Consider the following 23,067-nt stretch of genomic DNA (forward strand, 5'->3'; position numbering starts at 1 on the left):
ATTTTCCTGCCAATACAGGCCCTAACTGCTTGTTTTTGCCCTGATCTGACGCGAAATCCAAGCCCGACTGTAGGCCAAAACACGACTAGCCATGGTGGTCGGAAAATGGATAAAGCCATGGGCGGACGAGGGCAGTAGATGGATTTCAACCGGTGCTGATCGTTGCCAGCGCTCAGCCAGTTCCAGCGTGTCATCGCGCAGCGGATCCAGTTCACCGGTGAACATCAACGCCGGTGGCAATCTGCTCAAGTCGCCGTACAGCGGAGACAGTGGCGCCTGCCGGCGTTCATCATCGCTCAATCCTGGAGTCAACAAGCGTAGCGCCTCGACCATTCCCGGGCCGTCGAGTACCAGCGTTTCAGCAGGTGCTGCGTGCACGCTTGGGGTGCCGGCGAGATCGTAAACGCCGTAATAGAGCAGGGCGCCGCTGACCCGCTGCAGCAAATCGGATGATGCTTTGAGCGCTAACAGGGTGGCAGCTGCCAGATGCGCGCCTGCCGATTCGCCGACAACGATTACCGGCAGGCCGACGAACTCCGTGCAATCATCGCTCAACAGCCAGCGTGCAGCGCACAGACAATCCTGCATGAGATCCTCAACTGGCGTATTGACTGCCAACCGATAGTCGACCGATACCACCGCCACGTTGCATGCCTTGACCATGCCGATATTAAGGTCGTCGTTCATCTGCGCATTGCCGATCACCCAGCCGCCACCGTGGTAATCCAGCACCACACCTTGAGCCTTTCCTTGCGGGCGGATGATTCGGACGGGTACTGAAGTGCCTTGTGAGTGGACCACAATGTTCTGCGCATGAAGATCATGCTTGAGCGTTTTATCCGCGCTGAGAATCTGACTGGCACGCAGCAATGCCTGGATCAAACGCGGCGTCAGCCGATTGCGGATGCGAAAACGCGGCAGCCAGGCGAGCTTGCGATTGAAGCGTTGCATCTGCGCCAGATCACTATCGCTGAACTCAAGCACATTCTTAGCCAAATCCTTCCTCCTCAGGTTGCAGCGCCGGCTCAATATTCCCCACCTGCGGCAATGTCTCAGGCACCGCCAGCCACAACAGCACGAACGCCACTCCGGCAATCACTGCCAGGGTGAGAAATGCCGCGTTGTAACCGGCCTCCTGCAGCACAATGCCCGCCACGCTGGCACTCAATGCTGCGCCCAGACCAAACACCGTCGAGAGAGCGCCGAGGCTGATGTTGAAGTGTCCAGTGCCCAGCGTCAGGTCTTTCACTACCACCGGGAACAGCGCACCGAAGATCCCCGCGCCGACGCCGTCGAGCATCTGCACCGCTACCAACCAGTAAGGGTCGGCGGATAACGTATAAAGCACGCCACGCAGCGGCAGAATCAGGAAGCCTGCGAGTAGCAGCGGCTTGCGTCCCCAAACATCGGCTTTGGCCCCGACCAGCAAGGCGACCGGCACCATGACCAGTTGTGCGGCAACGATACAGGCCGAGGTCAGTGGCGTCGCCATCTGCAAGTTGACCTGCGCCAGTTTCTGGCTCACCAGTGGCAGCATCGCTGCGTTGGCCAGGTGAAAGAGGGCGCAGCAGATGGCGAACATCAGCAGCGCCTTGTTGGTCAGCAGCACCGCCAATCCCGAAGGCGCCTTGGCGTGAGTGGCGTCGCTGGGGTCAAGGCCCCGGGCCAGATCATGGTTGATCGCGTTGGCATCGACGAAGCTCACGGCGATAACACTGCACAGCGCCATGACCGCCATCAGATAAAACACCGCCACCGGCCCGAACAGGTACGCGAATCCACCGGCCAGCAGCGCCGCGCAGGCGTTGCCGGCATGGTTGAAGGTCTCGTTGCGTCCGGTGCGTCGGGTGAACGCGCGCGGCCCGGTGATGCCCAGGGTGATCGCCGAAATGGCCGGAGCGAACACCGATGCCGCGGCGGCGCTCAGCGCTTGGGTGATCGCTACCAGACTGAAGGACGTCACGAAGGGCAACACCACGCAACTGCCGGTCACCAGTAACGCGGCAATCGCGATCACCGCTCGTTTACTGCGTGTGTTGTCGACCAGGGCCCCGGCGGGCGCCTGGGTGACAAGGGCGGCAATGCCAGCGAGGGTCATCACCAGCCCGATGCTGGCCGGCTCCCAGTGATGAACGGCCAGCAGGTAAATGGCCAGATACGGCCCGAGCCCGTCGCGCACATCGGCGAGGAAGAAATTCAGGCTGTCCAGCGAGAGGTTGTTGCGACGATTGGTATGAGTGACCACGCTGGCATCTTCAATAAACGAGGTTCGGCGAAATGCCTCAACCTCCGCTAAGTCAGTGACTTGTCGCCTGCGGATTTAGTTTCCTGGCGGATGCCGACGGCACACACTTTTTCGCTCGGTGCTCGCCCCAGCAATGGCAACCCGACCAGGGTCAGACCGATACCGAGTAGCGCGCTGGCACTCAGCGGATCGTCGAACTGCATCCACGCCCACAACAGTGTCACCGGTGGCGTCAGAAACAGCGCGCCACTGATGCGCTGTATGCTGAATTGCTGCAAGCACAGCCAATAAAATCCGTAGCCACCAAACGTCGAGAAGATCACCAGCCACAGCACGCCACTGACGAAATCCGCAGTGATGGGCGGGCGTAATTCACCCTCAAGGCCAGCCAGCAGCGCAAATACAGGAATCACCGCGCATACCTGAATGAACAGCGCCGTGGTGGCCGGTATTGCAATGCCCGGCCGGGCTTTCTCAAACAAGGTGGCCGCCGCCAGCGACAATACCGCCAGTAACGGCAAGCTGTAGGCCCACAACCCCGCACCGGCCCATTCGACACTCGCGGCGCTGGACAGGAGCATGCCGATCACGCATAGCGCCGCACCCAGCCATTGCCAGCCACGTGTGCGCTGGCCTGGGACGCTGCCGGCCAGCAGCACGATCGTCAGCGGCAACAGATTGGCAAACAGTGACGCAGTGCCAGGCGTGACGCCAAGTTGAATCGAGGCGGCAATCGGTCCGATGTAGCCACCCATCGCGAATAGCCCAAGCAGTGCCTGATGCCACATGTCCTTGCCGCGTAAACCACGCAAGCCGGGCCAGGCGAACGGCAGCAACAGCAATGCCGCCAATACAAAACGCCACAATGAGGCCAGGTATACGCTGCCCTGATCGGCGACGTAGCGATAGCCAATGAACCCCGAACTCCAGCTGACCACCATTGCCATCAGCAGTAAAAAACGAACAGGCATGACGTTCATCGCATGGCACCTGACAGAGGAATGAGTTCGATGATATGAATCAAGCACTGATGCATTCAAACGATACGATCCGCACCACTGATGCAGGAATTCTCAAGCATGGCCGAAGCCCTTGATATCGAACTGTTGCGCACCTTTCAGGCAATCGTGCGCTTCGGGCAATTTCTCGCCGCCGCGAGTTTCCTCAACAAGAGCCCGTCAGCGGTCAGCCTGCATGTGCGGCGTCTGGAAGCGCTGGCGGGCGGGCGCTTGCTGGAGCGCGATAACCAGACGGTCAACCTCACGCCACTGGGTCGACGCTTCGCCCTGCAGAGCGCCGATTTGCTACGCCACCACGATCAATTGCTGGCGAGTTTCAGCACGCCGCTGGCCAGCGGGCGGGTTCGCCTGGGGATTTCCGAGGAATACGCCGGCGCGGTCCTGGGCTGTACGTTGCCGCACCTGTCGGCAGATTTTCCGCACATCGAATTGGAAGTCGAAACAGGTGCCAGCGGTCGGTTGAGTGCGCGTCTGGAACGCGGGCAACTGGATCTGGCGTTGCTGGTGGTCGTCGCAGACGCGCCGCCATCGACGCGTTGCGTAAGGATGCTGGGCCTGACCCAGCCCGTGTGGGTTGCCGCGCACAATTACACGCAGGATCTCACCCGGCCGGTACCGCTGGCCTTGCACGGCAAGGGTTGTCCCTATCGCAGCGTTGCCGTGGATGCATTGAGCGAGCAGGGACGCCGGTGGCGCGCAGTGATTGTCAGCGCCGGTGCCAGCGCGCTGGAAACAGCCATCGAGGCCGGACTGGCGGTGGGCATTGTTGATCGTGCGCAAGTGCGACCCGGCCTGCGCGTGTTGAGCAGTGAGGAGGGGCTACCCGAGTTGCCGCTGCACGAGTTGCGCCTGATGCAGGCACCGGGTGAATTGAGTGAGGCGGGGGAGGTTCTGGTGCGCTTGATCGGTGACGGCTTCGTGTTGTGACGCGTTGAGCGACGGCGGCCTCCGGGCAGGGCCGCCGTCAGTCATTACATCAGTTGATGCGCGGATGCTGCTGCACCAAATCCTTGCGCTTGGCTTCCAGTTCGGCGATTTCGGCGTCGATGTCTTCGATTTTCTGCTCGATGTTGTCGTGATGTTCCTTGAGCAGTTCCTTGGCTTCCTCAAGATCCGACGCCGCCGGTGCGGCACCGCGCAGCGGTTTGTTGGCGGTCTCTTTCATGGTCACGCCGGTGATCAGGCCGACCACGGCAATCACCATCAGGTAGTAGGCCGGCATGTACAGGTTGTTGGTGCTTTCTACCAGCCAGGCCACGGCAGTCGGGGTCAGACCGGCGATCAACACCGAGACGTTGAACGCGGCGGCCAGTGCGCTGTAGCGGATGTGCGTGGGGAACATTGCCGGCAGGGTCGAGGCCATGACACCGATGAAGAAGTTCAGCAACACCGCGAGGATCAGCAAGCCGGAGAAGATCAGGCCGATCTTGCCGCTGTTGATCAGCATGAACGCCGGAATCGCCAGCAGGAACAGGCCGATGCTGCCGACCACAATGAAGGGCTTGCGGCCGATCTTATCGCTGATAAAACCGATCGCCGGCTGCACGAACAGCATGCCGACCATGATCGCGATGATGATCAGCACGCCACGGTTTTCGCTGTAGTGCAGGTTGTGCGACAGGTAGCTCGGCATGTAGGTCAGCAGCATGTAATAGGTGACGTTAGTCACCGCCACCACGCCAATGCAGGTCATCAGGCTGCGCCAGTGTTTGGTCGCGACTTCCTTGAACGAGACCTTCGGCCCGCCCGCCAGACCTTCACGGTCGCCTTCTTCGAGTTTCTCGACGTGCTGTTGAAACGCCGGCGTCTCTTCCAGCGCATGCCGCAGATAGAGGCCGATCATGCCCAGCGGCAGGGCGAGGAAGAACGGCAGACGCCAGCCCCATTCGAGGAATTTCTCTTCGCCGATGATCGTCGAGATCAGCACCACCACACCGGCGCCGAGGACGAAACCGGCAATCGAGCCGAAGTCCAGCCAACTGCCAAGGAAACCGCGCTTGCGGTCGGGCGCATATTCGGCGACGAAGATCGAGGCGCCGGTGTACTCACCGCCGACCGAGAAGCCCTGAGCCATTTTCGCCAGCAACAGCAGGATCGGCGCCCAGATGCCGATCGACTCATACGACGGTATCAGGCCGATGGCGAAGGTACTCAGCGACATGATCACGATGGTCGCGGCCAGCACTTTCTGCCGCCCGTATTTGTCGCCCAGCGCACCGAAGAACAGGCCGCCCAACGGACGGATCAGGAACGGCACCGAGAAGGTCGCCAGCGCTGCGATCATCTGCACGCCAGGATCGGCGCCGGGGAAGAAGATCTTGCCCAGTGCATAGGCGACGAAGCCGTACACCCCGAAGTCGAACCATTCCATGGCGTTGCCCAGTGCGGCAGCGGTGATCGCCTTGCGCATCTTGGCGTCGTCGACAATCGTGATGTCTTTCAATCCGATGGGATTGACCTTGTTTTTCCTTGATTTCATGCGGGTCACTCATAGCTGAACGGATTCGATGCCATTGTTTTGCTGGCATGGGTTCTTTCCGTCAGATACAAGAAGACACGAAAAAATTCACTGCTCAGGGCATTTTTGTCGTTCGCACCCGCCAAGACGCAGCAGAGCCCACCCGGCGGCGATTACGCAAAAGCACAAGACGTCAGGCTGAAAACCCGGATAATGGCCGCCAATTCGTTTCTGCTCTCTGGTAAACCCGCATGGAAATCAAGGTCAACTTTCTCGACAACCTTCGACTTGAAGCCAAGTTCGACGACTTCACGGTGATCGCCGATCAGCCCATTCGCTACAAGGGCGATGGCTCGGCACCGGGGCCGTTCGACTACTTCCTGGCGTCGTCGGCCTTGTGCGCGGCTTACTTCGTGAAGCTGTACTGCGAAACGCGCAATATCCCGACCGAGAATATTCGCCTGTCGCAGAACAACATCGTCGACCCGGAAAACCGTTACAACCAGATCTTCAAGATCCAGGTCGAATTGCCAGCGGACATTTCCGAGAAGGATCGTCTGGGCATCCTGCGTTCGATTGATCGCTGCACGGTGAAGAAGGTCGTGCAGACCGGTCCCGAGTTTGTGATCGAAGAAGTCGAGAACCTCGACGCCGATGCGCAGGCCTTGTTGATGCCGCATTCGACTTCCGAAGCCGGCACCTACATTGCCGGTAAAGATCTGCCGCTGGAGCAGACCATCGCCAATATGTCGGGAATTCTCGCCGATCTGGGGATGAAGATCGAAATCGCCTCGTGGCGCAACATTGTGCCTAACGTATGGTCGCTGCACATCCGTGATGCGCATTCGCCCATGTGTTTCACCAACGGCAAAGGCGCGACCAAAGAGGGCGCGCTGGCCTCGGCACTGGGCGAGTTCATCGAGCGCCTGAACTGCAACTTCTTCTACAACGACCAGTTCTGGGGCGAGGACATCGCCACCGCCGAGTTCGTGCATTATCCGAACGAGCGCTGGTTCAAGCCCGGTCCGAAAGACGAGCTGCCGGCAGAGATTCTCGACCCATACTGCCTGGACATTTACAACCGCGACGGCGAGCTCAAAGGCTCGCACCTGTTCGACACCAACTCCGGCAACACCCAGCGTGGCATCTGCTCGCTGCCGTTCGTGCGCCAGTCGGACGGCGAGGTGGTGTACTTCCCGTCGAACCTGATCGAAAACCTGTTCCTGAGCAACGGCATGAGCGCCGGCAATACCTTGGCCGAAGCGCAGGTGCAATGTCTGTCGGAGATCTTCGAGCGCGCGGTCAAACGCGAAATTCTCGAAGGCGAGATGGCTTTGCCCGACGTGCCGCAGGAAGTGCTGGAGAAGTACCCGAGCATTCTCGCCGGGATCAAAGGCCTGGAAGAGCAGGGCTTCCCGGTGCTGGTCAAGGACGCGTCGCTGGGCGGTGAATTCCCGGTGATGTGCGTGACCCTGATGAACCCGCGCACTGGCGGCGTGTTCGCCTCGTTCGGCGCGCACCCGAGCCTGGAAGTGGCGCTGGAACGCAGCCTGACCGAACTGCTGCAGGGCCGCAGTTTCGAAGGCTTGAACGATCTGCCGCAACCGACTTTCTCGGGCCAGGCCGTGACCGAGCCGAACAACTTTGTCGAGCACTTTATCGACTCCAGCGGTGTGGTGTCGTGGCGCTTCTTCAGTGCCAAGTCTGACTTCGAATTCGTCGAGTGGGACTTCTCGGGGCAGGGCGAAAACTCCAACGCCGAAGAAGCCGCAACGCTGTTCGGCATCCTCGAGGAAATGGGCAAAGAAGCCTACATGGCGGTCTACGACGACCTCGGCGCCAACGCTTGCCGGATCCTGGTGCCGGACTACTCGGAAATCTATCCGGTGGACGACCTGATCTGGGACAACACCAACAAGGCCCTGCAATTCCGCGCCGACATCCTCAACCTGCACAGTCTGAGCAAGGTCGGCCTGCGCAACCTTGCTCAAGGCCTGGAAAACAGCGAGCTGGATGATTACACCGACATCACCACGCTGATCGGTATCGAGTTCGACGACAACACGCCGTGGGGCAAACTAACGATTCTGGAACTGCGCCTGCTGATCTACCTCGCCCTGCAGAAATTCGAACAGGCCAAGGATCTGGTCGAAGCCTTCCTGCAGTACAACGACAACACTGTCGAGCGCGGTTTGTTCTACCAAGCGGTGAACGTGTGCCTGGAAATGGAGCTGGACGAGGATCTGGAGCTGGCCGATTACGAGGCCAACTTCCGCCGCATGTTCGGCGACGAGCGCATGGACGCGGCGATCGGTTCGGTCAATGGCAGCGTGCGTTTCTACGGTCTGACGCCGACCAGCATGAAGCTCGAAGGGCTGGATCGTCACCTGCGTCTGATCGACAGCTATAAGAAGCTGCACGCGGCGCGGGCTAATGCGGCGGCGTTGAATCGCTGATAGCAGACGGTCACTTCTGCTGAGTAAACCTGTCGTGAGGGGATTTATACCCGATGGCGCGCAAAGTGGGCCGGGCTTCTTCAACCAATAAAGAAGCGGGCCTGCTACGCAGTCCATCGGGGATAAATCCCCTCACCACAAGTGAGTATTGTGGGGACATGGAGTCGGCAAAATGACTCTCACTAATACTGCTGTGTACTTGAACGCCAACGCCATGAACCGCATGGATCAGGACGGCACACTGGACGCCAATCCCGTCTCCGCCGCAAAACCTGCGGGAACCCGCCGCTAATTCTGAGTCCACTGCACAACCCCATGTGGGAGCGAGCCTGCTCGCGAAGAGGGCGTGTCAGTCGCCATCGCTTTGGCTGACGGATCGCATTCGCGAGCAGGCTCGCTCCCACATTGGATTTCTGGCAGCCGCCAATCCTGAGTCCACCCAATAACCCTGTGGGAGCTGGCTTGCCAGCGATAGGGCCGTTTCAGCCAACATCATTATCGGTGCCGTCAGCGCTTGCACTGCGCCTGCACCACCTGGCAAGTGTTCGGCGTCCCTCCGGAGCGGCTCGCATAACGCATGCAGTTATTCAACGACTTCTTGCGCGCCATGCTCAAGGTATCGCCCCAGGCCAGACCGCCTTCGCCGGAAGTGGGCACGGCTTTGGCGTAGCAGTTCGAGCCATTGGTGGCGTAGCGCTTGCTCGAACAGCCGGCCGTCAGCGCCATGGCAGTGGCGAGCAGGGTAAGTAGCACCCAGGACGAGCAGTGGCGTGCGGTGATTGTGGTCATCTGGGTTCCTCGTTGGGTCATGCGCCTCAATTGCCTCGCCGACAGGCGTTGGGCATTATCCAGCAATCGACATAAGGAAGCGTCCCCAATGCGTGCACCCACACTACACCTGATGTGCGGCAAGATCGCCTCGGGCAAATCGACACTGTCCCAATTACTGGCTGAGGAGCAGCGCGCGCTGGTGCTCAGTGAGGATCAGTGGCTGTCGCGGCTGTATCCGGAGCAGATCAAATCCGTGGCGGATTACCTTCGATGTGCGCGGCAGATTCGCGGCGTGCTGGGGCCGTTGGTGATCGATCTGCTTAGCGCGGGGGTGAGTGTGGTGCTGGATTTTCCGGCCAATGCCGTGGCGGATCGGCAGTGGCTGCGAGGGCTGGCGGATACTGCAAAAGTGCCGCATTGCCTGCACTATCTCGCGGTGGATGACGATACTTGCCGCGCCCGGCTACATGCACGCAATGCGCTGGCCGAACATGAGTTTGCGGCGTCGGATGCAGAGTTTGATTTGATCTCCAGCTACTTTCAGGTGCCGGAAGTGGGCGAGGAGCTGAAGATCGTCATGCACGGAAATCGCTAGCAGGCTAGCTCCCACTTTGGATCTCTGGCAGCCGCCAACCCTGAGCTCACCGCAAAAAACTGTGGGAGCTGGCTTGCCAGCGATAGGGCCGTGTCAGTCGCCATCACTTTGGCAGGCTCGCCCCAATCGCCAGCAGGCCAGTTCCCACAATGATTTCCACCGCCTGATCCACGGAGAGACTCGTGGTGTCGAGCCGAAGGATCGGCTGCGTCCAGGCCTCATATTCGTGATTCACAACAGAAAACCAACTCGGTGATGTCAGCCCCGTGATGTCTGATTGCCGCTGCTCAACCCGACGACGATGCTCACGTCGATCCGAGCAAATCACTTCGATGTTGAGCAACGGCGCACCCGAGCGAGCCGCGATGTCGGCCCACGTCGCGTGCAGAAGTGGATGAAGAACTTGACCTACAAAGCCCACATCCGAACCAGGGCAAATTGCAGATCCACAGTGACGCATGTCCGGCCATCCACCCATTCATCTTCGCGAAGGCGACGTCCGGTATTGGTTTCGCGCTCGCCTTTGGCGATGACCAGGACGAACAGGCGGGTGGGGCATTCGAAAGAGCGCAACCGATCAACATCGGCCCGCACTGACCAATCGCCTTCCAGGCACTTGGCCTGCGAGACATCGCCCAGGCATTTGATTTCGGCGACCATCCTCGGCGCACCGTTGTCGTCCAATGAGTACAGGTCCGCTTTGCGTCGGTCGCCTATCGGCAGATCCGTCCAGATCTCGATCTCATCTTCGAACCAGGCTTGCAGACTGATCTGGGCTTGAATCCAATGCTCGCGGCAACTGTTGAGTTGCAGCACTTGCTCAAGATTCTTCTCCATGCCGCGAAAAGCCCGCTCGAACAAACCGAGCCATTGAGTGGTGTCCATTTCACATTTCCTGTGTCAGTCCATTTGGGGGAGGGATTATGGACGGAATCGCCTTCAACCGAAAACTCCACATTCTTCACCGAACCCTGTAGGAGTGAGCCTGCTCGCGATAGCGGTATATCGCTGACATTTACGTTGTCTGACCCACCGCTATCGCGAGCAGGCTCACTCCTACAGTGGCTCTCCGGCAGATACGGACAAAAAACGCAGCCCACGGCCCAATCACGCAGGCATTTGCGTGCGCAGTCGTTCTGTCATATTTGGTATCAGTTGATTGCAGATAGTAGCCAGCCCAATGCTAATTCCAATGAGGCTGCACTGTGTTTCAACGTCTTGTGTGTTCGCTGTCCGTTCTGAGCCTGTCCATCGCCGCTGCCCACGCCGCCGAGCCTGTGGTGCTCGACACGCCGCGCCTGCAAAGCATCGACAACTTCCGTGATGTCGCCGGCCTGACCACTGCGTATTCCACCGCCCACGACGGCACCATGCGTGGCGGCGTGTTCTACCGCTCCAACGCGATCACGCCGTCGGCAGCGGATCTGGCGACGCTCAACAGCCTGGGCATCAAAGCCGTCTACGACCTGCGCACCCCGAGCGAAATCGCCGCCACGCCGGATACGATGCTGAGCGGTGCGACCTACCAGAACATCGACATTATCGGCAGCACTACCTCGGGCGCGAACATCACCACCGTGTCGTTCAAAAGCGCCGCCGACGCCATCGCCATGATGGAGCAGACCAACCGCGCCTTCGTCAGCGACGCCGGGATGCGCGGTCAATTCGGCAAGCTGTTCAACGAACTGGCTACCACCGACGGCGCACAATTGTTCCATTGCACCGCCGGCAAGGACCGAACCGGCTGGACCGCCGCCGTGCTGCAGAGCATCGCCGGGGTCGATAACGCGACCATCATGGCCAACTACCTGGCGACCAACGACTACACCGCCGCCCGCGTCGCCGCGACTCTTAAAGCAATGCCGCCAAGCATGGCTTCGGTGTACGCGCCGCTGCTCGGCGTGCAGGCCAGTTACCTCCAGGCCGGTCTGGATGAGGTCACCGCCGAATACGGCAGCATGGACAACTACCTCAAACAAGGCCTCGGCCTGTCGCAGGAAACCATCTACGTGTTGCGCGGCAAACTGGTCGAGTACAACAGCCTGCCGGGTCAGGCGGGGTTGATCGGCAACGCCGCTGCCGGTGCCCAATTGCTCCGCGAGTTGCAGAACACCAACCTGTCCGGCACCTACAGCGCCTACAACTACTACCTGCAATCGGCCATCGACGCCGGCACCCTCGGCGGTGTCGAATCCCAGGTTGGCGGTCAAGTTCACGCCGACGCCGCCAGTTACTTGCTGCGGCAGAACGCGCTGATCGAACAAGCCGCCGCACCCTACGCCAGCGGCACCGATCTGAAAGTCGGCCAATACCGTTTGTGGACCACCGCGCTCGCCGGTTACCTCGGCACCGACGGCTCGTCCCACGCCGAAAGCAGCAACGAACACAGCCAGGGCCTGATGGTTAGTATCACCCAGCGCTTCTCCGAACAACTCAGCGCACGCGGCGGCTTCGGCTACAGCAAAGGCACCGTCGGCGGCGCGGGCGGCGAGGCCGATACCGATTTCACCTTCTTCAACCTCGGCGCGCGCTACGGCTTCACTAGCCTGGAACGTGGCCTGTTCGTCGACGCCAACGCCAGCGCCGGCTACGTCGATTACGACAGCAAACGCGAACTCGGTGGCGGCCTCGGCGCGGCCAAGGGCGACACTCACGGCAACCTCTCCGGCGCGACGTTGGCGCTGGGTTACCGCGCACCGGTCAACGGCATGATCCTCGAACCGAGCCTCGGCTTGCGCGTCAGCCACCTCGACCTCAAAGGCTTCCAAGAGAACGGCAGCGAACTGGCACTCGACATCGACGACAACACCGCCACCCGCCGCAGTGCCGTCGCCAACCTCAACGTGGCATTTGCCCCGGTGGCGATGGGCGCATGGCAACTGGTGCCGGGCGTACAAGTCGGCTACGAACGCACCCTGGGCAACAACGACGTCAACAGCCAAAGTCACCTGCTGGGCCTAGACATCGAACAGCGCGCCGCCTTCGACAACCGCGACCAGTTCAGCGGCGGCGTCAACCTGATGGCCAGCCTCGGCGCGGTCAGCGTCGGCGCAGAAGTCGGTGCCAGCGGCGGTGGTGACAGCCACGGTTTCAGTGGCAGCCTGAAGGCCAGTTACGCGTTCTAAAGCAGGGACAACCGCGCAAGGTCAAGGACGACCACCATTCACAAAGCACCAGCAAAATATGGTGGAGCAGGGAACGGCCAACCCTGAGTCACCGCAAAAACTTGTGGGAGCGGGCTTGCTCGCGAAGAGGCCGTGTCAGTCACCATCACCTCGCCTGACCCACAGCATTCGCGAGCAAGCCCGCTCCCACATTCAGATCCCGGCCAGCCGCCAAACCTGAGCCCATCACATCAGTCGTGTCACCGACCAGCGCCAGTCTTGAGTCCACCAACTAACCCTGTGGGAGCGAGCTTGCTCGCGAAGGCGTCATGTCAGCCAACATCACCATCAACTGACCCGCCGCATTCGCGAGCAAGCCCGCTCCCACATTCAGATCCCCGCCAGCCGCCAAACCTGAGTCCAGCACATCAGCCGTGTCACCGACCAGCGCCAGTCTTGAGTCCACTGCATAACCCTGTGGGAGCGGGCTTGCTCGCGAAGGCGCCATGACAGCCAACATCACCATCAACTGATCCACCAGCATCCCCGCCGATAAACCAATCAACCCCGCCCTCTCAGATGCGCCGGACTCACCCCATACGCCTGCTGAAAATACTGACAAAACCGCCCGACATTACTGAAGCCAAAGCGCAACGCCACCTCCGTCACCGACGCCGAATGCCGCTGCCCCAGCGCCTCGAAAGCGCGCTCCAGCCGCACCTGCCGCTGATACGCCACAATCGACATCCCGACAAACTGCCGAAACCCATCCTGCAATGCGCGCTGACTGGCATTGCTCAACCGCGCCAACTCAACCCCACTCACCAACTGCTCGGGATGCGCCTGAATAAACTCCATCGCCAACTTCACATGCCGCGGCGCCACCCTCGGCGCCGGCTGGCGCAACGCCTCGGTAAAATTGTGCGGCCACGCCTCCAGCACCGCATCAATCAACATCTCGCGCAACCGCGACGGCATCAGCGTCCCGCTGTTGAGCAACAGATCAAACTCCGTCCCCGTCGCCAGATCAATCAACGCCTTGATCCCGCCAAACGCTGCCGAGTGCAGATCCACCACCGGCTCAAACACAATCTTCTGCACAACCGGCCGCCCCAACAACGCCGCCAACCGCTCAGTCAACTGCCCCCGATTCACCGAAATCCCGTGCTGCGCGTGATTGTCGAGAAACCGCATCGAGCGGATATCCGCCTTATCAATCGCCAACCCCACTTGCGCCACACCGACGGACTCGGTGCGGTGGTTGAACACAATCTTGCCCGCCGTGGGAATCACAAAAGTGATCTCGTCCTGCGGGTCGGGGAAGGTGACGGTGAAATCACCGTGGTAATGCATACGCCGGAAACTGACCCCGTCGTGCCGCCCGTAGACGCCGCCGATGATGATGTTGGAGGGGATCGGCGGGGTGTCGGCGTAGCGATTGCCGAAGAGCCGGGAGAAGAGGGCGCCGAAGTCTTCGGAGTGGAGGTTTTCGGAGCGGAGGATGATTTTTTGGCGGGGTGGGGCGACGGAGTACACCTTGGGGCACCTTTTGTTGGGGCTCTTAAGTAAGTGGGGAGGAGGCGCAGGGGAGGTTAGCAGGTTGGGGGTGACAGGTTTGTGACGGGAGATTGAGCCACTGGAGGCAGGTTTCCTTTCGACCAATAACCCCCAGGTATATCCAGCAGCAGGCAGATACTTCAGGTTGTTCTTGCTTAGGTTTTATCTAAGGCTTCTTAAATATCTGTTCTGTCATTTTCGTGGTTGGAATGATCAATGACTTTGTGTAATAGGTTTTATATCCATACGCAGTAATGCTTACCTTGCAGGGTATGAAAGCCTTATTGGCTAGTAGCGGTCGGACGGCTTCGTAATCATTCAGATCGAGTTGCGTCCCATCGGGTCTTGTATTGTAAAAAACAAGTTCTGAAGTGAAGGTGTAATTTGGTCTGGTTTGGCTGCTCGCGTTCACCAGGCCTTCAGCCTTTATATTGATTGAATGCTCGGACGAAAAATCCATATCGCCGTCTAACGAACAGGTCAGCGTTGGTGTGAGCTGATTAGTATTTTCGAAATCATTGAATGCGCTAGCCAAATCCACTGTTGAAGTAAATTTCACAGTGAAAAGATTATTCGCTCCTAATTCGAAAGACGATAAAGTAAGGTCGGCGGGTGGGATGTTGGCTGTTTTTACACAGCCAGCGCAGAGAAGTAATGTCAGGTAGACGAAGCAGCGATACAGATTCATTGACCGAAAATACCATTGATGGAATCAAAAATCAGATCGAGCGCTGAATTGGCTTCCTGAACAGGTTGAATGAATATCCAGTTATTCGGCTTGCCGTTTTTTATCTCTTTGCGCACATTTCGATGTCAGCCTGCGTTGACGCCTCTGTGTGGATACCTAATCTGTACTTGCAATAATCAATGACGTCCTGCCTTTGCTCGCTCGTGAGCTTTCCTACTCTACGGTAATTCCCATCGTTTGCATGGATGTTTGTAAATTTTACACGCAACGTTGGCTCCTTCTTAATGAAGAAAACTCGATTGACCTCACCATCAGAAACTTCGTTATAGAAGCCCACGTTCAGGATGATCAAAAGCGAGACCAAACCAGCAAATATCAAATATTTCATTCCGCGCCTGGCTTCGGTGGTGGAAGAAGTCCGGTCTTGGTGCGGATGTTTCTGACAAGCTCCATGCCAATGTTGCCGGGGCAGATTTTCCCTTCACTCACTTGGCCGGGGTACTCCCGGTGGCCGCCAAAATTCTTGATCAGAAAAACGTCTTTAAGCACTTTGATCAATCGCAGTAACGAGTCAATCTGTGCCGCAGGTATGACATTTGTTGTGCTAACCCCGAAGTACTCCAGGGTTTCCCTGCCTTTCGCAACGATGTCTCCGCCTTCCTCTGCAGTAGTCAGGTTTTCCAGAAGCACTATTCCGATCACGCCTGTATTGAAGAGGTGAACGTTCGACCCTAGAAACCTGATGTCACGGCCTTCTAGAACCGTTCCGTCGCATGCGATTCCATAGTGGTAGCCGATATCGTCAAAGCCGTTACCCATGTGGTGGGATTGAACGCCTTTCATCTGCTTGCTTCCGCCTGGAGTGCATTCGTATGAGCGCCCGGCATGGTGCAGAGCAATCATTGAATAGTCCCAATCCTTTTCCATGTCAGGTTTGGCCTTGGCCGCACCCCAGCTAGAGCGTTCGGTAAAGACGCCGCCTGCCTTTCGGATGCTTTGAATTATCGCCTCGCGTGTTGCCGCACGATCATCGACTTTTACCGGGATGGGGCACATGAACTCGCCAGGTTTGATTTTTTGAGCGGTCGCTTTCGTTGAGAAATTGTCAGCCATTATTGCCCCTCCGACAGTTCGTCGAGTGTTCTTGCCGGAGCATTAAATATGACGTGCAGAGAGATTTTTGAGTCTTTCGATGGCGCCTTCACGTGAGCAACTCCATTTGCATCCGTGACGCCCGTGACTTTTACCCCGTCGACGGTTGCTACAAAATCCCTGAGTGCCAATGGCTCACCGGTCTCGCTGTTGAGCACGCTGAATGATTGACCAAAGGTATTAGGCAGGACTAACGGCAGTGGAGGCGTAAACGGCGCGGGAGTATGTGAGTTGCCAATGATTACAGTACCGGAGCCACTGATGACATTGTTGCCATGGGCTCCCGTGCTACCCAAGGTTGCTGCGGGCAAGCCGTTGATGAGAACCGTGGAGGCGACGTTTCCGACAATTGCGCTCCCACATGCGCTCTTGTCAGTTTGTCGGGCGGCAGCCAAGCCATCGAAGAAAACGTCAGGAGACCCGGAGGCTATTGGATTGACTCCATGCCCTGGTAGTGGGCAGGACGTGGGATCGGTAATACGAGCGGCAGGTTTGCCCGACATCTTGAACATCCTTGTAGAAGTAACGGCAGTCGAAGTCTGGCATAGAGGCAGGCTGCAAACCATAGCAGGGCGATCTTGAGCTTTCGGAGCGAGGTGTTGGGAATCTGAGAATTCGCCTATCGGTTCGTCCTGAAGGCAGATGCCTAACGCGTTCCTGTTTCTAGTTAGTCCCTCCGTGGCGACCTATTTAACGCCGCCAAGGAGGGAGCGTTCGTTATGCCGTCGGCACAACATTATCCAACGCCTGATTCACCGCCAGTTCCCCCAGCATCACCACCTGCGCAATGCCCAGCAGCGTCTTGCGAATCGGCCCCTCCACCAGCGCGGCCACATCCCCCAACATCACCGTTGCCGAACCCAGTGATTCACTGGCGTTCGCCAGCAATTCCTCGGTGGCGATTTTGGGGTTGGCCAGGAACATGGCGTTGGGTGTGTAGGGCGTGGCCATGATTTGGCTGGCGGGGTTCAGGTAGTGGTCGAGGGCGCGTTCGGCGGCTTCGCTGAGTTTTCGGGAATCGGAGGATTCGTAGGGTGAGACCGTTTCGGTTACGGGTGGGTTTGGTGTGACCTTGAACATAGTGACGCTCCATATGTGGCTAAGGGAACCATCACATTCGCTACCAAACGAGGGTGGTGGCCATTACGAAGGTTGGTAGACCGGCACACATGGAAAAACCGGCGCGCTCGAAAGCGCCCTGCGCATGGCCACCATAAAACACAGGCGCCAGAAGGCATCTGCGTAAGGTGACGTTTTGCGCCATGTGTGAAACCGGGCTACCAAACCCGATCGCTGCTTTATCAGCGACCGACCCACGATAGAACCCGCACTCTAGGCGCACAAGCCGGCGGATTCTGGCGTAGTCGTAGGCAATGGCGCAAGGCGTTGTAGCCTTGGGGACGTAACACCGGGTGTCATATAAACAACTCTGTTTAAACGCGTCATCGCGCGCCATTGGTAGGGTCGCCCTCGGCCAGCATGTGTTTCATGTATTCGCGTTCTGGCGCGCCGGGCAGGACGCCGGTGGTGATAGCTTCGAGCACGGTGATGTGTTGTTCGTTGAAGACGCTGACTTCGGCTGTTGCGTGGCCTCGCTCGTCGATGCTGGTGATGAGCCAGTGGCAGGTGATGGTTTCGCCGGGATAGACGGGGCGCTTGAACTGGAGGTTCATGCCGGTGGCGAGCCAGCCGATCTGGCCGCCGATTTCGGTCATCAGGCTGGCCGTGAGCAGGCCGTGGGTGATCGGCGCTTTGAATGCTCGCAGTTGCGCATAGTGCGCGTCGCAGTGGACGGGGTTGTAGTCGCGGGACAGTTGCGCGAAGTGATGGACGTCGTCGGGTGTGAAACGGCGGACGACGTTGAAGCGGTCGCCCACCTTGAGGCCTTCGGCGGCGCGTTGTCTCGGGGTTTGCATGGGGGCCTCCTGCTGCTGGCGGTTGGTTAAAAGGTGTGTTCGGGGCCGGGGAAGGTGCCGGCCTGTACGTCGTCGGCGAAGTCTCTGGCCGCCGTTTGCAGGACGCTGCGCAGGTCGGCGTACTGTTTGACGAAGCGCGGCAGACGTCCCAGGCGCAGGCCGGCCATGTCTTGCCAGACCAGCACTTGCGCGTCGCACTGATTGCCGGCGCCGATGCCCACAGTGGGGATCGCCACCGCTTGAGTGATCGCTGCGCCAACGTCGCCGGGCACCATTTCGATCAGCAGGGCGAACGCGCCGGCGGCTTCCAGCGCTTTGGCGCTGTCGATCAGGCGCTGCCCGTCTTCGCCCCGACCTTGTACACGATAGCCGCCCAATTGATGTTCCATCTGCGGGGTGAAACCGATGTGGGCCATGACCGGGATGCCCGAGACGCTGAGCTTGGCGATGTGTGGCAGCAATTCGACACCGCCCTCGATCTTCACCGCATGGGCGCCAGCCTCCTTCATGAAACGCACGGCGGTTTGCAGGCATTGTTCGGGTGAAACCTGGTACGAGCCGAAGGGCAGGTCGGCGATGACCAAGGCCCGCCGGGTTGATCGGGTGACGGCGCGCACCAGCGGGAGCAGTTCGTCGACGGTCACGGCCAAGGTCGAGTCGTTGCCAAACACGTTGTTGGACGCTGAGTCGCCGACCAGCAGGACGGGAATGCCGGCGTCCTCGAAAATTACTGCGCTGTACATGTCGTACGCGGTCAGCATCGCCCATTTGCGCCCTTCGACTTTCATCTGTTTGAGCTGCGGGATGCGCAGGCGTGTTGCCGGCTTGGTTAGGGCAGTGGTGTCGTAGGGTGAGGTGTGTTCGGTCATTGGCAGATCTCGTCAGGAGGAAGAATCAGGCGTGCAGCTGTTCGATCAGCAGCCCCAGCGCAATCGCAATCATGATCAGCCCTGAAACTCGACTGACCCTGCGTGCCGCTGCAGGCCGGGCGCGCAGTACCACCTGTGAGCCAAACCCGACCAGCAGATAGATCACCGCGCAACTGGCGGTATGCACCAGGCCGAGCGCGACCATTTGCAGCGGCACGGGCCACGGCGCGCCGGCGTCGGTGAATTGCGGCAACAGGGCGAGAAACAGCAAGAACACTTTCGGGTTGAGCCCGCTCACGCAAAGACCCTTCAAGGCCCAGCGCGCCCATGAGTCGCTGGTCTGGCTCGCTGCGGCGTGCGGAGTGGAAGGGCGGGCGAACAGATTGGCGCCCAGCCACAGCAGGTAACCGGCGCCGGCTACGGTCAGTGCTGTCAGGGCCAGCGGATGTCCGGCGATCAGCGTGCCTACCCCGGCCGCCACAATCAGCGTCGCGAGTAAGTGCCCGGACAGCAGACCGCCCACGGCGGGGAGTACGACGCGGTGCTTCAAGCCTGCGGAAATCGCGTAGGCCCAGTCGGCGCCGGGGGTGATCACAAACAGAATCGATACCGCCCAGAAAGCGGCGAATACGCTGAAGGTCATGGCGTCACCCATGGCCGTTGACGTGGCGTTGCTTTGCTCATGTTGGTTTTCCATCAATCAAGTGCCGCGCCGGTTGCAGCGGTGCGGCAGTTTTTGGTTGAGGGAGAATAAGCAAACTCGGCTAGAATATTTTTCCAAAGATGGTCGTCATGGCGCATCAGATTAGAAGGTTTTATTGCGTGGACAGAACTGATCGGAAGATTCTTGCTGAGCTGCAAAAGGATGGTCGGCTGTCGGTCACCGAACTGGCCGATCGCGTGGGCCTGAGCCTTTCACCCTGCCACCGCCGCGTGCGGGCGCTGGAAGAGTCCGGGGTGCTGCTCGGCTACCGGGCAAAACTCGACCCCGCCGCACTGGGCCTGAACTTTTCCGCGATGGTCTTCGCCACGTTGCGCGAAGGCGACCGGCAAGCGGTGGAGGCGTTCGAGGCGGCGCTGGTGGAGATTCCGCAGGTGGTGGATGCGCAACGGTTGTTCGGCGAACCGGATTATTTGCTGCACGTCATCGCTCAGGATTTGCCAGCGTTTCAGCGCCTGTATGACGAGTGCCTTTCGACTTTGCCGAATGTGCAGCGGCTGACCTCGACGCTGGTGATGAAGCGCGTGGTGCAGGATCGACCGTTGCCGTTGTAAACAGAGTGATACGATCGGGGCGTGCCTCCCACGCCACAGAGCAGAATCGTCCACCATGAAACCCAGTTTCGAAAAAATCCCCACCGAAGCCACTGCCTCCTGGACGCTGCTGAACCGGCGCCTGCCAGGGGCAATTCCGTTTGAGTGGCACCACCACCCCGAGTACGAACTGACGCTGACCTTGAACAGTCGTGGCCATCGCTATATCGGCAATGACGTCGCGGCTTACGATGACGGCGATCTGATTCTGGTCGGGCCGAATGTGCCGCATAGCTGGTCGTCGGCGGAGCGGGTCGACGCCGGGCAACCGCATGTGGCGTTGGTGATCTGGTTTTCGGCGGCGTGGGCGGAGTCGCTGGTGACGTTGTTTCCGGAGATGGGGTCGCTGCGGCAATTACTTGTGGCGGCGCGGCAGGCGTTGAGTTTCAGTGCGGCAGCGTCGCGGGAGATTCGGCCGCTGATCGAGGCGATGGTTGAGCAGGAGCCGGCCGAGCGTTTGATCGCGCTGTTGACCGTGTTGAGCAAACTGACGCGGGACGTCGATGCCAGGCGAATCCTCTCTGCGTCGGACTCGCAGGCTGGCAGCCAGATTGTTGAAGACCCGCGCATCCACCGGGTTCTGGATTATTTGCATGGTCACTACGCCCAGGCCATCAGCATTCCAGCGTTGGCCGTGATGGCGTGCGTCAGTGTGTCGGCGTTCCATCGGATGTTCCGCCGTCATACGCGCTGCACGGCGTTGGACTACATCGTACGGCTAAGAGTCGGACACGCCTGTGCGTTGTTGATGCAGGGGAATACGACGGTTTCGCTGATTGCCGACGAAGTAGGGTACTCGTCGCTGGCGCTGTTCAATCGGCAGTTCAAGGCGTTGAAGGGGCTGACGCCTTCGGAGTTTCGTCGTCAGCACGGTCATCACTTTCAGTAAGCAGCGCGCCGCTACAACGCCACAATCGTATTACTTGACGCGGCAAATCAGGCTGCCGCCGACACCATCGGAAGTGGTCCCATACCTGCACCAACAACAAGGTCTGCAGGTCCCCCGATGAGCAAATACCAGGCATTCGAGAGCGCAACGCTTCCGGAGAATTACCGCGAAAGTATCGTCAAAATGAAACGCACCTTGCGCGCGCAGATCGGCGATGTGCAGGGGCTGTTTGCCGAGGTCAGTGAGTTTATTGCCGGCGAGATTGCGTCGATCAAAGCCCAGGAGGCGCAGACCGGGTCGGGCTGGCCGGTGCTGGAGTTCGCTGACATCGCCGCTGGCACAGTGACTGCCGAGCAACTGGCGTTGATCAAGCGTCGCGGTTGCGTGGTGATCCGCAATCACTTCCCCCGCGAGCAGGTGTTGCAGTGGGACCAGGGGTTACTGGATTACCTCGACAAGAACCGGTTCGATGCGTTTTACCGTGGGCCGGCCGACCAGTTTTTCGGCAATCTTGAGGCGTCGCGGCCGGAGATTTTTCCGATCTATTGGTCGGCGGCGCAAATGCAGTTGCGCCAGCATGAGCGGATGGGCACGGCGCAGGCGTTTCTCAATCGGTTGTGGAAGACTCATTCGCACGGTCAGGACTGGTTCAATCCGGACATCAACGCGCTGTATCCGGATCGGGTACGTCGGCGTCCGCCGGGCACGCACTCGAAAGGCCTTGGCCCGCACACCGATTCCGGGGCGCTGGAGCGCTGGCTGCATCCGGCGTATTTGAAGGTCTTCGACAAAATCTACAGCAACGACTTCGCGGCCTACGACCCGTGGGATGCGGCGTTTCGTACCGAGGTGGATGAATACGCCTACAAGGACACGGTGAAGTGTTCGGCGTTTCGCACGTTTCAGGGCTGGACTGCGCTGTCGGACATGCAGGCCGATCAAGGCGTGCTGCACACCCTGCCGATCCCCACGGCGATGGCGTACCTGCTGCTGCGGCCGCTGCTCGATGACGTGCCCGAAGACGAGTTGTGTGGGGTGGCGCCGGGCAAGGTGCTGCCGGTATCGCGGCAATGGCATCCGCTGCTGATCGAGGGGCTAAGTCCGATTCCGGATGTGCAGGCCGGCGATTCGGTTTGGTGGCATTGCGATGTGATCCATAGCGTCGCGCCGGTGGAGAATCAGCAGGGCTGGGGCAACGTGATGTACGTGCCGGCGGCGCCGATGTGTGCGAAGAATCTGCGCTATGCGCGGGATGTGTTCAGGGCGTTTGAGCAGGGGGCGTCGCCGGATGATTTTCCGCGGGAGGATTATGAGCGGGCGTGGGTGGAGCGTTTTCCGGTGGAGCGTCTGAATTCGATGGGGCGTGCGGGGCTTGGGTTGGAGTAGGTGAGTTTGGGGTTTGGGGCCGATTCGCGGCCCATCGGGACGGTGCGACGTATCGCTAAACCTCTCGCCATGGGTTTTGTGTTGTCTGGTCGCTGGCGGTCGTCTCGGGTTCTTTGTTGACTGGGCTGGCGCCATCGCGAGCAGGCTCACTCCTACAGGTTTTGCGCCCGCCACAACATTCGTGAGCACTGCAAAATCCACTGTAGGAGTGAGCCTGCTCGCGAAAAGGGCACCCACGGTGTCTGGACTTATTCATCACCATTCTGGACACAGTGTTTGTCCAGCCGACCGATTTTTGCCGTGCGCTTGAACCCCTAACATCGTCTCCACTCCGTGAACAAACACGGTTCCCCACGAGACGGTGAACATCATGAAACTTGCAAAAATCGCTCTTCTTCTGGCCCTAGGCGGTATCGGCGCGCAAGCCTTTGCGGCGGATGAAACCGCACAAGTCGAGGCGTACAACTCCGCCAGCCAACTCGACATCGCTCACGTGGTGTCGATCTCCGACACTGCCAATCAGTGCGGCGCGGTGCCGGTGCAGATGACTTATGACGACTCAACCGGCGCGCAACACGTCGTGCAATACCAAGTGATGGGCAGCGGTTGCTCTAACGGTTAATGGTCGATGCCGGTGCTGGAGGGTCG

23 protein-coding genes are annotated in these 23,067 nt (G+C 59.4%); 8 read left to right on the forward strand and 15 right to left on the reverse strand.

What is annotated here, in order from left to right:
* Positions 1 to 21 precede the first annotated feature (21 nt).
* From KCG87_RS26635 to KCG87_RS26645, 3 genes are read right to left on the reverse strand one after another with little or no spacing between them, the layout of a single operon-like run.
* Entirely contained in the window at positions 22 to 951 is a 930-nt protein-coding gene (locus tag KCG87_RS26635) for an alpha/beta hydrolase fold domain-containing protein (protein WP_210559191.1), read from the reverse strand.
* 37 nt (positions 952 to 988) lie between these two features.
* Entirely contained in the window at positions 989 to 2,245 is a 1,257-nt protein-coding gene (locus KCG87_RS26640) for an MFS transporter (protein WP_210559167.1), read from the reverse strand.
* Between the two features lie 47 nt (positions 2,246 to 2,292).
* Entirely contained in the window at positions 2,293 to 3,225 is a 933-nt protein-coding gene (locus tag KCG87_RS26645) for a DMT family transporter (RefSeq protein WP_246881852.1), read from the reverse strand.
* Between the two features lie 99 nt (positions 3,226 to 3,324).
* Here KCG87_RS26645 and KCG87_RS26650 point away from each other — a divergent pair, with 99 nt between their 5' ends.
* Positions 3,325 to 4,191 carry a LysR substrate-binding domain-containing protein gene (locus KCG87_RS26650; protein WP_134786161.1) on the forward strand — a complete coding sequence of 289 codons (867 nt, stop codon included), beginning with the start codon at positions 3,325 to 3,327 and terminating at the stop codon, positions 4,189 to 4,191.
* A 49-nt stretch (positions 4,192 to 4,240) separates the two neighbouring features.
* Here KCG87_RS26650 and proP read toward each other — a convergent pair whose 3' ends face one another.
* Positions 4,241 to 5,743, reverse strand: coding sequence for a glycine betaine/L-proline transporter ProP (proP, locus tag KCG87_RS26655; RefSeq protein ID WP_134786162.1), 1,503 nt, complete (start codon positions 5,741 to 5,743; stop codon positions 4,241 to 4,243).
* Positions 5,744 to 5,973: 230 nt separating this feature from the next.
* On the opposite strand from proP, the gene KCG87_RS26660 reads away from it, so the two are divergent.
* Positions 5,974 to 8,178, forward strand: a complete 2,205-nt coding sequence (locus tag KCG87_RS26660) for an OsmC domain/YcaO domain-containing protein (protein WP_210559168.1) — start codon at positions 5,974 to 5,976, stop codon at positions 8,176 to 8,178.
* A gap of 507 nt (positions 8,179 to 8,685) precedes the next feature.
* Here KCG87_RS26660 and KCG87_RS26665 read toward each other — a convergent pair.
* Complete coding sequence (locus KCG87_RS26665) at positions 8,686 to 8,967, reverse strand: hypothetical protein (protein ID WP_098968355.1); 282 nt, start codon at positions 8,965 to 8,967, stop codon at positions 8,686 to 8,688.
* A gap of 88 nt (positions 8,968 to 9,055) precedes the next feature.
* On the opposite strand from KCG87_RS26665, the gene KCG87_RS26670 reads away from it, so the two are divergent.
* On the forward strand, positions 9,056 to 9,544 hold the full coding sequence (locus KCG87_RS26670; protein WP_210559169.1) for an ATP-binding protein: 489 nt from the start codon (positions 9,056 to 9,058) through the stop codon (positions 9,542 to 9,544).
* Between the two features lie 103 nt (positions 9,545 to 9,647).
* On the opposite strand, the gene KCG87_RS26675 is transcribed toward KCG87_RS26670, so the two are convergent.
* The gene (locus tag KCG87_RS26675) at positions 9,648 to 9,887 is read right to left on the reverse strand and encodes a hypothetical protein (protein ID WP_193774888.1); all 240 of its coding nucleotides are present in this window, start codon (positions 9,885 to 9,887) and stop codon (positions 9,648 to 9,650) included.
* Positions 9,888 to 9,952: 65 nt separating this feature from the next.
* Positions 9,953 to 10,429, reverse strand: a complete 477-nt coding sequence (locus KCG87_RS26680) for a hypothetical protein (protein ID WP_098968357.1) — start codon at positions 10,427 to 10,429, stop codon at positions 9,953 to 9,955.
* Between the two features lie 320 nt (positions 10,430 to 10,749).
* Here KCG87_RS26680 and KCG87_RS26685 point away from each other — a divergent pair, with 320 nt between their 5' ends.
* On the forward strand, positions 10,750 to 12,669 hold the full coding sequence (locus KCG87_RS26685) for a tyrosine-protein phosphatase (protein WP_098968358.1): 1,920 nt from the start codon (positions 10,750 to 10,752) through the stop codon (positions 12,667 to 12,669).
* A gap of 540 nt (positions 12,670 to 13,209) precedes the next feature.
* Here KCG87_RS26685 and KCG87_RS26690 read toward each other — a convergent pair.
* The 8 genes from KCG87_RS26690 to KCG87_RS26725 all read right to left on the reverse strand — a co-directional run bounded on the left by KCG87_RS26690 (position 13,210) and on the right by KCG87_RS26725 (position 19,473).
* Positions 13,210 to 14,184 (reverse strand): AraC family transcriptional regulator, encoded by a 975-nt coding sequence (locus KCG87_RS26690; RefSeq protein WP_210559170.1) that lies wholly within the window; start codon positions 14,182 to 14,184, stop codon positions 13,210 to 13,212.
* Positions 14,185 to 14,371: 187 nt separating this feature from the next.
* On the reverse strand, positions 14,372 to 14,893 hold the full coding sequence (locus KCG87_RS26695) for a hypothetical protein (RefSeq protein WP_210559171.1): 522 nt from the start codon (positions 14,891 to 14,893) through the stop codon (positions 14,372 to 14,374).
* A 384-nt stretch (positions 14,894 to 15,277) separates the two neighbouring features.
* A complete protein-coding gene (locus KCG87_RS26700) occupies positions 15,278 to 16,006 on the reverse strand; it encodes a peptidoglycan recognition family protein (protein ID WP_210559172.1) in 729 nt (242 codons plus the stop codon).
* Entirely contained in the window at positions 16,006 to 16,548 is a 543-nt protein-coding gene (locus KCG87_RS26705) for a PAAR domain-containing protein (protein ID WP_210559173.1), read from the reverse strand. Before KCG87_RS26705 ends, KCG87_RS26700 begins: the two co-directional genes overlap by 1 nt.
* A gap of 214 nt (positions 16,549 to 16,762) precedes the next feature.
* A complete protein-coding gene (locus tag KCG87_RS26710) occupies positions 16,763 to 17,125 on the reverse strand; it encodes a hypothetical protein (protein ID WP_134786166.1) in 363 nt (120 codons plus the stop codon).
* A 362-nt stretch (positions 17,126 to 17,487) separates the two neighbouring features.
* Positions 17,488 to 17,961 (reverse strand): MaoC family dehydratase, encoded by a 474-nt coding sequence (locus KCG87_RS26715; RefSeq protein WP_098968367.1) that lies wholly within the window; start codon positions 17,959 to 17,961, stop codon positions 17,488 to 17,490.
* 26 nt (positions 17,962 to 17,987) lie between these two features.
* Entirely contained in the window at positions 17,988 to 18,830 is an 843-nt protein-coding gene (gene panB, locus KCG87_RS26720) for a 3-methyl-2-oxobutanoate hydroxymethyltransferase (protein WP_210559174.1), read from the reverse strand.
* A gap of 25 nt (positions 18,831 to 18,855) precedes the next feature.
* Positions 18,856 to 19,473, reverse strand: a complete 618-nt coding sequence (locus KCG87_RS26725; protein ID WP_098968506.1) for a LysE family translocator — start codon at positions 19,471 to 19,473, stop codon at positions 18,856 to 18,858.
* A gap of 179 nt (positions 19,474 to 19,652) precedes the next feature.
* Between KCG87_RS26725 and KCG87_RS26730 the strand changes: the two genes are divergently transcribed.
* The 4 genes from KCG87_RS26730 (at position 19,653) to KCG87_RS26745 (ending at position 23,041) form a co-directional block, all read left to right on the forward strand.
* A complete protein-coding gene (locus KCG87_RS26730; protein ID WP_045122414.1) occupies positions 19,653 to 20,105 on the forward strand; it encodes an Lrp/AsnC family transcriptional regulator in 453 nt (150 codons plus the stop codon).
* Positions 20,106 to 20,160: 55 nt separating this feature from the next.
* Positions 20,161 to 21,033 carry an AraC family transcriptional regulator gene (locus KCG87_RS26735; protein ID WP_134786167.1) on the forward strand — a complete coding sequence of 291 codons (873 nt, stop codon included), beginning with the start codon at positions 20,161 to 20,163 and terminating at the stop codon, positions 21,031 to 21,033.
* A 117-nt stretch (positions 21,034 to 21,150) separates the two neighbouring features.
* On the forward strand, positions 21,151 to 22,419 hold the full coding sequence (locus KCG87_RS26740; RefSeq protein ID WP_134786168.1) for a DUF1479 domain-containing protein: 1,269 nt from the start codon (positions 21,151 to 21,153) through the stop codon (positions 22,417 to 22,419).
* A gap of 370 nt (positions 22,420 to 22,789) precedes the next feature.
* Positions 22,790 to 23,041, forward strand: coding sequence for a DUF2790 domain-containing protein (locus tag KCG87_RS26745; protein WP_098968370.1), 252 nt, complete (start codon positions 22,790 to 22,792; stop codon positions 23,039 to 23,041).
* The last annotated feature ends 26 nt before the right edge of the window (positions 23,042 to 23,067 follow it).

Source organism: Pseudomonas sp. MWU347 (assembly GCF_017947305.1).
In the GTDB taxonomy this organism is placed as follows: Bacteria; Pseudomonadota; Gammaproteobacteria; order Pseudomonadales; family Pseudomonadaceae; genus Aquipseudomonas; species Aquipseudomonas putida_A.